At 49.4% G+C, this 13466-nt stretch carries 11 protein-coding genes and 1 CRISPR repeat array (1 of these 12 only partly in view); of the genes, 4 read left to right on the forward strand and 7 right to left on the reverse strand.

The features are described 5' to 3' along the window. Positions 1-191: 191 nt before the first annotated feature. Together xerS and L6H65_RS14140 are read left to right on the forward strand one after the other, a co-directional pair. Positions 192-1271, forward strand: a complete 1080-nt coding sequence (gene xerS / locus L6H65_RS14135; RefSeq protein ID WP_236343224.1) for a tyrosine recombinase XerS — start codon at positions 192-194, stop codon at positions 1269-1271. 170 nt (positions 1272-1441) lie between these two features. Further along, positions 1442-1741, forward strand: a complete 300-nt coding sequence (locus tag L6H65_RS14140; RefSeq protein ID WP_236343234.1) for a DUF3817 domain-containing protein — start codon at positions 1442-1444, stop codon at positions 1739-1741. A 103-nt stretch (positions 1742-1844) separates the two neighbouring features. Here L6H65_RS14140 and L6H65_RS14145 read toward each other — a convergent pair whose 3' ends face one another. Next, entirely contained in the window at positions 1845-2738 is an 894-nt protein-coding gene (locus L6H65_RS14145; protein WP_236343236.1) for a LysR substrate-binding domain-containing protein, read from the reverse strand. 224 nt (positions 2739-2962) lie between these two features. Between L6H65_RS14145 and L6H65_RS14150 the strand changes: the two genes are divergently transcribed. Beyond that, the gene (locus L6H65_RS14150) at positions 2963-4351 is read left to right on the forward strand and encodes a threonine synthase (RefSeq protein WP_236343237.1); all 1389 of its coding nucleotides are present in this window, start codon (positions 2963-2965) and stop codon (positions 4349-4351) included. Between the two features lie 162 nt (positions 4352-4513). On the opposite strand, the gene L6H65_RS14155 is transcribed toward L6H65_RS14150, so the two are convergent. Then, entirely contained in the window at positions 4514-6682 is a 2169-nt protein-coding gene (locus tag L6H65_RS14155) for an anthranilate synthase component I (RefSeq protein WP_236343239.1), read from the reverse strand. 302 nt (positions 6683-6984) lie between these two features. On the opposite strand from L6H65_RS14155, the gene L6H65_RS14160 reads away from it, so the two are divergent. Beyond that, on the forward strand, positions 6985-7506 hold the full coding sequence (locus L6H65_RS14160) for a DinB family protein (protein ID WP_236343241.1): 522 nt from the start codon (positions 6985-6987) through the stop codon (positions 7504-7506). 76 nt (positions 7507-7582) lie between these two features. Here L6H65_RS14160 and L6H65_RS14165 read toward each other — a convergent pair whose 3' ends face one another. The 5 genes from L6H65_RS14165 to L6H65_RS14185 all read right to left on the reverse strand — a co-directional run bounded on the left by L6H65_RS14165 (position 7583) and on the right by L6H65_RS14185 (position 12812). Then, entirely contained in the window at positions 7583-7993 is a 411-nt protein-coding gene (locus L6H65_RS14165; protein WP_236343243.1) for a TerB family tellurite resistance protein, read from the reverse strand. 88 nt (positions 7994-8081) lie between these two features. Next, on the reverse strand, positions 8082-9035 hold the full coding sequence (locus L6H65_RS14170) for a D-alanyl-D-alanine carboxypeptidase family protein (protein ID WP_236343245.1): 954 nt from the start codon (positions 9033-9035) through the stop codon (positions 8082-8084). 146 nt (positions 9036-9181) lie between these two features. Further along, a complete protein-coding gene (locus L6H65_RS14175) occupies positions 9182-10276 on the reverse strand; it encodes a sensor histidine kinase (protein ID WP_236343253.1) in 1095 nt (364 codons plus the stop codon). Beyond that, positions 10266-10961, reverse strand: coding sequence for a response regulator transcription factor (locus tag L6H65_RS14180; protein ID WP_236343255.1), 696 nt, complete (start codon positions 10959-10961; stop codon positions 10266-10268). Before L6H65_RS14180 ends, L6H65_RS14175 begins: the two co-directional genes overlap by 11 nt. 84 nt (positions 10962-11045) lie before the next feature. After that, positions 11046-12812 carry an ABC transporter ATP-binding protein gene (locus L6H65_RS14185; RefSeq protein WP_236343358.1) on the reverse strand — a complete coding sequence of 589 codons (1767 nt, stop codon included), beginning with the start codon at positions 12810-12812 and terminating at the stop codon, positions 11046-11048. Positions 12813-13002: 190 nt separating this feature from the next. Then, positions 13003-13466: a CRISPR direct-repeat array (repeat unit 32 nt; unit sequence ATTTCAATCCACGCTCCCGCATGGGGAGCGAC) (it continues 809 nt past the right edge of the window).

Raw genomic sequence — 13466 nt, forward strand, 5'->3', positions numbered from 1 at the left:
TTAAATCATCAATTATGGTAAACAAAAGGTGTTTGCGCATCTTCCACCTCTTTGTTACCTTCAATTTGTCAGTGTCTTGTTATAAAATAAGAGGGGAAGAATAAGAGCAAGTATTTTAGTTTACATAACATTAATTATGTCGCCTAATATGCAACTTAAAATCGCAGCTCCATCTGAGGGGAGTCTCCATAATGAATATTATAAAAATAAAGGATCGTCAGGAGCTGGATCTTCGAACACCGACGATGCCTTGGTATGTAGAGAAGTTTATCCAGTACAAGCTGCCGGATCTCTCGCCTTCTTCCCTGCTGGAGTATGTTCGCGATTATGAAACCTTCTTCTCCTGGCTTCTGGCAGAGGGGCTGTCGCAAGGACCGGCGATCAGAGATGTTCAGCTTGAGGAGCTGGAGAAGCTTCATATGGATAGTATTGATAATTTCAAAATGTTTCTATCGACGCGTCAAATTCATACGAACAGCAAAACAACGATTTCCCGCAAGCTGTCCTCGCTGCGCTCGTTGTTTCATTATTTGAGCCAAATTGCTGAGGATGATCATTTCTATCCGCTGCTCAAGCGCAATGTTATGGCTAAAGTATCGATCAAGCGAACGCATAAGCCTAAGGATACCGCGGCCAGGCTGGAGGGCAAGCTGCTACAGGAGCAGGAGATCGACGAATTCATCGCCTTCATCAAAGAGGATTACGGCGCCGAGGTCGCCAAGAACAAGCAAGCCCTATACGCCTACATGCAGAACCGGATTCGGGATACATGCATTATCAGCCTTATATTGAACTCGGGGCTGCGTGTGTCGGAGCTTGTCAATATGAATACCGATGACCTTGATCTCAAGAAACGGCTGCTGTATGTGTTTCGAAAGGGTAAGAATGACGACACCTTCAAGACGCCTGTTTACTTTCGTCAGGATGCCATCCAAGAGCTCCAGCAATACTTGTCGCTTCGAGAATCCCAGTATAAAGCGCCCAAGCGGGAAAAAGCTCTCTTCCTTGCCATGGCCAACGGGAAGCAGGAAGGCTCGCGAATGACGAAACGCGCCATTCAGGAGATGGTCATCAAATATGCCAAACGATTCGGCAAGCCCTACCTGTCCGTCCATAAGCTGAGACATTCGTTTGCGACCGACTACTACTTGCGCAATGATCTCTACAAAACGCAGGAGCAGCTTGGTCATGCCTCACCCGAAACGACTCAAATCTATGCCCACTTGACAGACCGTACGATGGCCGAAGCGATTGATCGCATGAAGGAATAATGGAGTAGCAACACAGTTGATTCGCAGTCTTTGCAGCCCTCCAACAACGACACTTCACCAAATTGTCAATAAAGACACAGATCTGTCATAGTAAATAGTCTGCTATCAACAGATAATATTGTTATAGACATCATGTATAATATTATTTGTATCGGAGGATGCTATTTCATATGTTCAAAACTACAGTTGGGCGATTTTGCTTCATCGGCAATATAGAGGGGATCTCTTATCTCTTGCTGCTCTGTGTCGCAATGCCGCTCAAGTATTGGGCTGACATGCCCATTTATGTCGCAATCGTCGGCGCACTTCACGGCTTACTGTTCACCCTTTATCTGCTGGCGCTGCTCCATGTATGGATAGATCGCCGCTGGTCATTTATTCGCGTTGTAATCGCGTTCGTGGCATCACTCGTTCCGCTTGGAACGTTCTTCCTGGACGCTAAATTGCGCAAAGAGGCGTCGAGGTCTTAGATCACAGGCTAAGCATAGAAGCAGCGCATTTATTCTAGTGTAGAACAACGGCTCAGCATGAGCGGCAGTCCGCATTTCGCATTCGCGAATCGGGCTGCCGCTTTCAATTGCCGTCCCCTCGCCCTGCCACATGCTCTGCAAAAGCTTGCGCAACCGGTGGAAGCGGTTCATTCTCGCGTGTTACCATCACAATAGGATTCAATAGCGTTACATCACGCACCATCACCCTCGCCACCTCGCCGCGAGCGACAGCAGTCGCCGCCTCCAATGAAGAGACTAATGCTGCTCCCAAGCCCGCAGCAACTGAAGCGACTGTTTCATTAATGCCATTAACGACAAGGGCTGCCGTTGGCGGCATTAAGCCATTCACCTTGCATAAGGCCAATAGTCTTGCAAGTACAGCGCTCCCTGATTCCCGCATAACAAAACGCTCCTGCACCATTTCAGCCAATGAAATTGAACTTTCGGCGTAAGGATGCTTCGCTGGCACAATAAACCATAATTCGTCTTGACATGCAATCTGATGCGCAAGGCCAGCAGCTTGCTCTCCACCGCCACCGATAAACGCAATATCCGCCTTATTAAGAATCAAGCAGTCAACAGCCTCCTGCGCGTTATGGGTCAGCATTTTCACTTCTACTGCCGGATGCTCCAACTGATAGTTTGACAGCCACTTCGGGAGCAGGAAGTTGGCGGGAAGCGAGGTTGCTGCTATACGCAGCACGCCATTTTGCCCGGAACGATAGCGGTCCAGATCCCTCTTGATATCCTGCTCCAGCGCGAACAATCTTGCCGCATGTCCTGCGACTCTCTCCCCTGCTTCAGTCAGCAGTATCCCTCTTCCCTTGGGCGCGAGAAGTGTAAGCTCCAGCTCCTGGCTCAGGTTCCTCACATGCATCGTGACCGCTGGCTGGCTTATTCGCAGCTCATCAGCGGCACGAGTCACGCTTCCGTTCCGAGCCACATGATGAAACACCTTAAGTGCATACAAATTCATCTCCTTCACCTGCCCCATCTTTGCTGATTATCCGACCGACTTTCTCTATATGTATATTGTAAAGCTACATTCTAGTTACGACAAGCAGTCGCATTCATAATGAAAAGTTATGAGTAGCTGATATTTCGATATTGGAGATATTCCAGCAAATCCATTAACGTAAAGCTATTCTCACTATTAGAGTGACAGACTATCGGCAAATGAAAGAAAGATGAGGCGGGTTTATGAAAACGATATGTGTAAATTGCCAGCGGGAAACATCGTTAACGACTATGAAATATGAGTGCGAATGCGGCGGTTTGCTGGAGGTTGTCCACGACTATAGCCAATTGGATACAGACTATTTGAAGTCACTGTTTGCCAGCCGTCTGGCAGAGCGGAATACGATATACGCAAGCGGGGTTTGGCGGTACAAGGAGCTCATTGCACCGGAAATTCCTGATGACGCCATCGTCAGCAAGCATGAAGGAAATACCGGCATGTATGAAACACATCTGACTAGTACGTATGCGGGAATACGAAGACTGTGGCTTAAGGCGCAAAGCGAGAATCCAAGCGGTTCATTCAAGGATAACGGAATGACAGCAGCTGTATCGCATGCCCACTATCTGGGCTACAATCGTCTGGCCTGCACGTCTACAGGAAATACATCCTCCTCCCTGTCCATGTACGCGGCAATTGCTGGGCTGGAAGCAGTCGTTCTCGTTCCTGATCGGGATATTTCACCGAATAAAGTGCTGCAAACCGTCGCATATGGCGCGGATGTATGTACGTTCAGCGGAACCTATGACGATGGCATCCATTTCCTAGAAAAGCAAGGTGAGCAGCTTGGTCTATACATTTGCAACTCCATCAATCCGCTGCGAATTGAGGGTCAGAAGAGTATCATTTATGAGATCGCGCAAAATCTCGATTGGGAATTGCCAGATTGGATTATCATACCAGGAGGCGCACTTAGCAACGCATCGGCTTTAGGCAAAGGGCTGCAGGATCTGTACACGCTGGGCTTTATCTCCAGGCTGCCCCGAGTGGCAGTTGTACAAGCAGAAGGCGCCAGTCCGTTTCACAGGTTTGTACAAGCCGCACTTGGCAATACGGATACAAGTCCGCAAGCAGAGCGTTCTCCTGCAACTGTTGCAACTGTTGTATCAGCTGTGTCAGCTGTATCAACACCGAGACCAGCAGCCGATTTATCATTCACAGCCGAACTGCGGCCGCAGACGCGCGCATCTGCACTGAATATAGGCAATCCGCCAAGCTGGTATAAAGCATGGCGAATATTAGAGCAAACGAATGGCATCACCGTAGCCGTATCTGATTCCGAAATCATGGAAGCCAAGGCGGTCATTGATCGTTCTGGCATTGGGTGTGAACCTGCGTCAGCAGCGACACTTGCTGGACTGCGCAAGCTCATACGTCAAGAAGTTGTCCACCCCGAGCAGACAGCCGTTTGCATACTAACCGGCCATCTTCTCAAAGATACGGATGCTCTTCGCGAGTATCATCATGAGGGACGTTGGGGTGATCTGCTGCGCAATGGAATCAAGACCGTTGATCTGCAGTCAGCCAATGCAACACTCTATAAGCAGATTGCCGTGCAACAATTAGTGTAAACCGCTGATCCATCCGATGCTCTCCATTCGGTTGCTGCACAAACTCACAAAAAGCAAAAAGTCAATAACCTCACCTCTCAGAATGAAAATGGGAGGTGGGAGTTCGAAGTTACCTCAGTATCCGATCCCCCGATAGACGAGGGATCCTATTCTAGGCTTTCACTATTTCAGCAAAAGAGAAATGACATTCTCAATAATTCGAATGCCGGCATCTCCGCGCAGTGTCGCAATCGACTCTGGATGGAATTGCACGGCTGCAACGGGCAGCGTCTTATGCTCAACAGCCATGACGATGCCATCCTCAGAAGTAGCGGTAACGGACAAGCAAGCAGGAACCTCTTCCGCATAGAGCGAATGATAACGGCCAACATGAAATTCTGCAGCCATTCCAGCCCACATTGCACTCTCAACATCAGCTTTGACAAGCGAGATCTTCCCATGCTGCGGATAGTCCAACACATTCAGCTTCCCGCCGAAAAACTCTACGATGCCTTGTAGCCCCAGACAGACCCCGAAGACCGCCAACCCCTTCTCCATACATAAGCCAATCGTTCCATTCAAATCAAATTGCGAGGGCCGCCCCGGTCCCGGCGACAGCACGACCATATCATACTCCGCATCCCCTTGCAGCGCTTCGCGCGCGTAAGGAGCGCGCATGGTCACAACCTCCGCCCCGGTCTGCTTCATATAATTCGCTAACGTATGAACGAAGGAGTCCTCATGATCGACCAGCAGAATTCTCTTCCCTCTGCCTGCTCCTAATTGCAGCGAAGCTGACTCGCCTCTTCCTGCTCTTTCCGTACCGCGCACAGCACCGACCAGCGCAGCCGCCTTCGTCAACGTTTCCTGCTCCTCATCCGCTGGAACAGAATCGTACAGACAGGTTGCCCCTACACGTATCTCTGCTACGCCATTGCGGATATGGATCGTTCGTAGCGTCAAGCCCGTGTTCAAATTGCCGTCAAAGGAAAAATAACCGACAGCCCCCCCATACCAATGCCTTGGCGATGTCTCATGCTCTTCTATCCATTGAATGGCGGCTCGTTTGGGAGCGCCTGTAATCGTAACGGCCCACATATGGGTCATGAATGCATCCAATGCATCATACTGGGGGCGCAACTGGCCTTCCACATGATCCACAGTATGAATCAGATGAGAATACATTTCGATCTGTCTTCTGCCGATAACGTTAACCGTTCCAGGCTCGCAGATCCGCGATTTGTCGTTGCGGTCCACATCTGTACACATCGTCAGCTCAGATTCATCCTTCAGCGAGTTGAGCAACTCACGAATTTGATCGGCATCCTCGATGGCATTATGGCCCCGCTTGATCGTCCCCGAGATTGGACTCGTCTCAACCCTGCTGCCCTCCACTCTGACGTACATTTCCGGAGATGAGCCGACCAAATATTCCCCGTCAAGATTAATAATGAAGCCGTACGGACTAGGATTGATCCGCTCCAATCTGGAGAAGACTGCAGAAGGCGGACTGGAGCAGGTCTCATACAACGTGTGCGTAGGTACGACCTCGAACATATCGCCAGCCTTGAACGACTTTCTTGCCTCTTCGACAAGCGCAGCATATTTCCCAGGTGTGTAGGGCTCATCAGGCACTTGACCGTTCAACTTGGGCTCACGGCAGGCGCCGCTTCGTTCAAGGCCATCTGTGCTCTGTCCATTGAAGGTGAATTCATACGACAGCTGATAAGCCGCACCCTTGGAATGATCGACGACGATGATCTCATCGGGCAAATATAGAATAACGTCGGACTGGTTGTCAGCACGCTGATGCTTCAGCGGCATGGGCTCGAATTGGAAAACCAAATCATAACCAAATGCGCCATACAACCCAAGAAAAGAATCATTCGGGGCTTGGAAAAGATCGCGAATTGCGCGAATGACCGAGAAGATCGACGCTTGTGTCGTCCGCTCCTCCTCATTCAGCACATGATCACTGCTTCTGATTGTTCCCGTAATTTCGCTTGTCATATAGCGCAAATTTTCAACAGCCGGACAACTGCTCAGCTTGCGATGTATGAGCTCCAGCAAGAGCGCGCCTCTGGCATTCTCTGCCGAAATTGCGAAGCTGCTTTGATCAGCCTTCAGCTGCAGGGCAGGGTTAACAAACCCGATGTCCCACCGAGAATAACGTCCTGGAAATTCATAGCCGCTGGAGAAGAGTGCGCCCTTGCGGCAATCGATCTCATGTAAAATCATCGCCTTCGCGCTCGCAGCCTCAATCGGCTCGGAATGACGAGTGATGACTATTCCTTCTTGGGTAGTATATCTTTCTTTCTTAGGGGCAGCGCTGAATGCGGATAGAATACTCATATTTGTTCCTCCTCTAATCATAGAGGAGAACAGGAGAGTGAACGTATAGAGGGAATTTATTAGTGGAATCATCAAATAAACACTCGGCTCTGCTCGGCTCATCTCAACTGACCTGTTCTCATCTCGTCTGTATGGCATGTATCAATAATCACCTTTAATTTACATGACTCATCAATTAGATGTCAATCCTCGAATTGATTTCAATTCTCGGGCTGGACAGCTCTGTCAGCTTGTTCGACCCTGCGCATTCATGTTACCATTACTTGTAATCAACCATTACTTGACAAGAAGGAGAGATTTGAATGAGCATGCACAGCCGTCCAGATCCATCGTCATACCCGCACGCTGTTGCCAGATACATTACCAATGTACCTGAAGGTGATCTCATCCGACTGCTTCAAGAACAGCTTGATCATACCATCCAGCAATTGAGCAGCATCTCGGCAAGCCAGGAACAGTTTCGTTACGCAGAAGGCAAATGGAGCTTGCGAGAGGTTGTCGGACATATCATCGATTTCGAACGCATCATCAGCTACAGGGCGCTGCGCTTCTCGCGCGGCGATCAGAAGAACCTGTTCGGGTTCGAGGAGAATGACTATGTGCGCGAGTCTCGCTACAGCTCCGCCTCACTTGCTAGTTTAATAGAGGAATTGAAAGCAGTTCGAACCTCCTCCATTCACCTGCTATCCCGATTCACGCAGCAAGATTGGGACAAAACCGGCAAGGTGGAGGGCAATGAAATTTCGGTACAAGCGCTTGCGTACACCTTGTGCGGGCATTGGCTGCATCATTTGCAAATCATTTTGAGCCGATATCTGACATAGAAATATCGCTTGGGAGGATCATGTACAGCACACCATCTGCTGACATCGACCTCCCTTTTATTCTGGCGCTTCCCTTCTAGGAGGGATCAAGAATAAGCCGCATTCCCTCTATTTTAAGCTTGTCCATTCGAATGACCCAATCTCTGTACGTCTCATAGATTTCATCCGAGTAACCGAACAATCGTTTCATCTCCTGCGTAATCTGCTTCTCCGCATCATTATAATCACCATCAGCGAAGGTCAGCAGCAGAATTTCCACCAGGAAAATATTTTTCACCTGCTCGTCCTGAAGATCGCCGATAATTTCCGAGAGCTCCCGCACCGTATCGAACTGATAGTCCGCTGCCGACAGCTCCAGCTCATCCCAATACGCGCGCAAATAGCCCTGTTCCTTTCGGTGCAAAAATCCGTCAGCTTTCGCAACGAGATGCGCCAGCTCTATAAAGGCTTCTTTATGTTCCTTTTTATGCAGAAAATGCAAAAACAAGGCTGTCCACTCCTCTAATTCAAATCGTAGTACTACGTCATAGATTCGACGTCAACATAATTTCTCCTACCTGCTGGCAAGCACTTTATTATGACTTTTCGTTTCTGACGCTGTCAAATCCGTATTGCAGCATTTTCTGTGCATCATACCATACATCTGACGAAGTAGAGTGAAGAACAACAGCGATAAGGTCTGTATTCCCTCGCCCCGCGGATGCGACCAGACAATAGCCAGCCTCGCCGGTATACCCGGTCTTGATCCCGTTAGCGCCCTCATAATAATATTCACTGCCATTCTGCAGCAGCTGGTTGCGGTTAACAAATGTATATGTAGCTTGCTCTGTCCGTACGGTCCGCTCAGCCTCACTCACGATTTGCCGGAAAAGCGTATTCGATCTGGCTGTCTGAGCAATGAGCGCCAAGTCATAAGCAGTTGTATAGTGTTCAGCGTCATGCAGACCATGCGGATTGACGAAGTGGGAATTTATCGCTCCAATCTCTTCGGCCCGCTCATTCATCAGCTTCGCAAAATGTTTCGTCGCTTCCTCCATCGTAACTTGATGTCCGATGTCCAATTGAGTCACATATTTGGCAATTGTGCGCGCGGCATCATTGCCCGATGGCAGCATTAGAGCGGCTATCAGATCCTGCAGCGAGAGACGCTGTCCCTTCTGCAGACCAGATGAGCTCTCCCCTACAGTGCGGAATCGCACCTCATCGCCCACCTCTATCATGTCCTCCGGATTGCCCCGCTCCAATGCCAGCAGCGCAGTAAGAATCTTCGTCGTGCTTGCCGGATATAGACGATCATGCTCATTCTTCCCGTAAAGAATCTCGCCTGTCTTCTCGTTCATGAGAAGCGCGGCATCGCCTTCAAGCTTGCCAATCGTCAAATGCCCGTTGCTAAAGCGCAGTGCGCTAATTTCCTGCCACATATAAGATATGCCTGCTTTAATCGCAGGGCCGTGCACAACTGCCACATATACGATCAATAGTACCATTAGGAATCTGAACGATCTTCTCATAACTGCCGCATTCACCACTGGGGACAATCTCCTCTCTCCACTCTCATTAATCCCAGTATGAACGACAGCTTCTAACCTACCGATACGAAAAGATAACGAAAAGATAACGATTCTATTAATAAAAATAACGTTACCGCCTCCAGGTTCAGAAAGCGGTAACGTTATCAGGTTTGATGCTCCTTCAATCTTACGGAGAATACCGTACGCTCCACATCGCTGAACGCGCCGATTGCGCCGCCGTGCAGCTCAATGATTTGCTTCGCGATGGCTAGTCCCAGCCCAGATCCCCCGGTATGCGCAGAACGGGATTTCTCCACTCGATAGAAACGTTCGAATATATGCGGCAGATCGGATTGAGGGATGACCTCGCCATAATTAATAATGTCCAGCGCGACAACCCCATTCTCAAACTGCCCTTTAATATCCAGATACTGGCCATCCTGCCCGTATTTGATCGCATTCGTAATCAGATTCTCAAACACTCGCCGCAGCTTATTGCCGTCCCCGAGCACATACAATTGCGGTGTTGGAAAATGCAGCCGAGGCTGCAGCTTCGCCGTCTCCAGCTGCAGCTGGAACTGCTCCGTCATCTGATGAAGCATTTCCACGAGGTTAATGCGACTCGTCTGTAGCTTCATCTCATTGTTCCGCAGCCTAGTAAATTCGAACAAATCCTGAATAAGCTGGCTCATTCGCTCTGATTCCTCGTACACCAATGACACATAATAACGAAGCTCCACCTCGTCACGGTACAAATCCTGCTCGATCAATCCAAGGTAGCCCGTTATAGAGGTCAGCGGCGTTCGCAGATCATGCGATACATTCGTAATCAGCTCATTCTTGGTCTGCTGAGCTCTTCGCTCCTCATTCAAGGAGGTGTTCAGCCGTTCTACGAACCGGTTAATATTGCCGGCCAGCTGTCCCAGCTCCTCATCATTGCGGATCGGGATCTTCAGCTCAAAGTCCCCTTCTGCGATCTGCTGCACATGCTGCGTAATTTGCACGAGATATTGCTCGTTGCGAATTCGTTTGTCCCGCTTGAAGAAGTAGTAGACAGCGAGCAGGAAGATCGGAATGCCGGCAATGATGTAGGTTTGCGGATAACCAATATTCCGATACACCCACTGGAAGAACAAATTCGCATTCACGCTGGAGAAGGAGGAGTAGAACAGCAGCTTGCCCACCATAATAAGCGCAAACAGTACGAACGTTGACGCTGCAATACTCCAGAAGATCGGAATAATCCACCTAAGCTTCAATTTTGTAGCCTACCCCCCAAACCGTATGGATCAGCTTCTCGCCATCCATCTCTTTAATCAACTTCTCCCGCAGCCTGCTCATATGAACGGAGACAGAATTGTTCGATTCATAATACTTTTCCTTCCAGATCATCTCGAAAATATCTTCTGAGCTGAATACGCGGCCAGGATGGCTGGCAAGCAGGTAGAGAATGCTGAACTCGATTGGCGTCAGCTTAATCGGTCTGCCTTCAATCTGGACCGTATGCGTGAGCTTGTCAATAACGAGTGATTGCAGCCGAATCAGATGATCCTGCTGGGTTTGAGCCGGCTGAGTATGGTAATAAGTGCGCCGCAGCAATGACTTCACCCTCGCAACCAGCTCCAGCGGATTGAACGGCTTGATCATATAGTCGTCCGCGCCAGTCATGAGCCCCGTTATTTTGTCCATGTCGCCGTCCTTTGCACTGATCATCAGAATCGGCGTTGTTTTGTTCTCGCGGATTTTGAGACAGACGCTCAGGCCATCCATTCCCGGCATCATAATGTCCAGAATGACCAGCTCAATCGTATCGCGCTCCATCAGCTCCAGCGCCTGCAGACCATCGCTTGCTTTGCTGATCATATACCCTTCGTTTGCCAAATAGATCTCAATCAGCTGCGCAATTTTGGGATCGTCATCAACGATCAGAATATGTCGGTTCATTACACCCTTCCTAACTATCAAGCATATCCTACCTTTACTTGACGAAATAGTGTGAAAAAGAGTTTAACATGTATGGCATTGAATTTATATGCTCGCCGGTTCATTCAGGCGCAGCTGCTGAGTAGCGAATTCCCGATACAGCTCATGGGACTTCAGCAGCTCGTCATGTGTGCCGCTTCCCGTAATGGTTCCCTTCTCGACGAAAATAATCTGATCAGCCTCGACAACGGTCGAGAGGCGGTGCGCAATGACAAGCGTTGTCCGTCCGTTCATCAGATTCTTGAGCGCTTCCTGTACGATAACCTCTGATTTGCTGTCCAGACTGGAGGTTGCCTCATCCAGCATAAGAATTTTAGGGTTACGCAGCAGAGCCCGCGCGATCGCGATCCGCTGCCGTTGCCCGCCCGAAAGCATAATGCCTCGCTCGCCTACCTCCGTATCATAACCGCGCGGCATCTCTTTGATGAACGAATCGGCATAAGCCATTTGGGCGGCTTGCTCCAATGCTTCCTGATCAACCTTCTCATTTATGCCGTAACAAATATTATCACGGATCGTGCCGGCAATTAGCGGACTCTCTTGCGATACATAACCGAATTGGCTTCTCCAGGAATGGAGCGAGAACGTATCGATGGGCTCGTCACCCAACAGAATAGTTCCAGCAGTCGGCTCATAATATCGCTCCAATAAGGAGAAGAAGGTCGTCTTCCCGCCGCCGCTTGGTCCAACTATTGCAGTTACAGAACCTGGCGAAACCCGAAAATTGACATCCTGTAGCACAGGCTCGCCCGTTTTGTAATGAAACGAAAGATTGTTGACAATAATGGGCAGATCAGAGCGCTTAATGTCCTGGCCGCTGACATGATCCTCCTCTTCCGCATCCAGCATCTCGATAATGCGTTCAGTCGCACCGATTGCCTTCTGGAACTGCGTGAAGAAGGTCGTAATCTGACTCATAGGCATTACAATCTGAATCAGATACAGAATGAATGCAACCAGCTCGCCTGCCGTTAATGCACCGGAGGACACCCGCATACCGCCATATCCGACGATAATGACAAGCAGCATCATCATCACGAGGAACATAAGGGGCGCTATTAACGCCTGCACCTTCGCTTCACGCAGTCCGAAGCGGAACAGGCTCGTAATGCCCTTCTTGCCGTTGTCATATTCTCTCGTCTCCGCATTGGACGATTTCACGAGGCGAATCTCGGAGAGCACTTGCGTAAGTACAGTCGTGAAGGAAGCTGTTTCTTCCTGCAGCCCTTTGGATATTTTGTACATTTGTCTGCCGAGCGGCACTAGAAACAGCGCAGCCAGCGGAATCACGCTTAGCATGACAACCGTCATTTTCCAATCCAGATAAAGCAATACGACGATGGAGCCGATAACAGACAGAATGCCTGTGAAGAAGCTTGTCATATGGTCAGAGATGAGCGTCTTGACGACACCGGTATCATTCGTCATCCGGCTGATCGTCTCGCCTGTACGATGCTGATCATAATAGCCCACCGGCAGGACGAGCAGCTTCTTCCACAGTCGATCTCGCAGCTCCGCGACGATTCGCTGACCGATACGGTTGAGCAAGTAGATGGACAAGCCGCTCGCAATCGTCTGTACAATGAAGGTACCTCCGATAAGTGCGATCTGCCCCCAGCTCAGATTGCTAATGGAGAAGCCATCGACAAGATTCTTCGTTACGAGCGGGATGAACAATGCTACCAGTGTCGAGGCAATGCTCATGAGAATGGCTATACTCATAACGGCAACGGATGGCTTGGTGCTGCGGATCATTCGGATGAACAGCCTCCAGCTCCCTTTGTTTGGTGCAGTGGTAACGTTGTTGTCCATTTTATCTGTATTTATCATCATGCAGTCCCTTCCGTGAATCAATTATTATTAGACAAGTTTTCACCATTTATGATTACGAATTTCTATAATCGATAGTTGCATTTTCGATAAAAAAGCTGTCTCAACAGTACGGTTTCCACTGTTTGGACAGCTTTTCTGACGGAATGGTGACTACATAAACTCAGTGTCGATTTCAATTCTCGCTCCCGTTTGGGGAGCGACAAGAACAAACCTTCTACTTCTGCCGATGCTATTAATTTTCAATCCACGCTCCCGCACGGGGAGCAACCTATAAAGTCTTCGGGCTATCTATACTGCATGGGGAGCGACACAAGCGGATAGGCTCGTACGGTTCCACGACCGGTTATTTCAATCCACGCTCCCGCATAGGGAGCGACACAGAACGAGCCTTCGACCCAGTAGGTAAATACGATTTCAATCCACGCTCCCGCAGGGGGAGCGACTTCTTCTCTTCCTTCTCTTCCTCAACTGCTTCGATTTCAATCCACGCTCCCGCATGGGGAGCGACGTTTTTTCGATGACCGATACCCCGACTATGATCTATTATTTCAATCCACGCTCCCGCATGGGGAGCGACTGTATGGAGACTTTCATCCTTGGACTGTATTTCCAATTTCAATCCACGCTCCCGCA

This window comes from Paenibacillus plantiphilus (assembly GCF_927798095.1).
Taxonomy (GTDB): Bacteria; Bacillota; Bacilli; order Paenibacillales; family Paenibacillaceae; genus Paenibacillus_Z; species Paenibacillus_Z plantiphilus.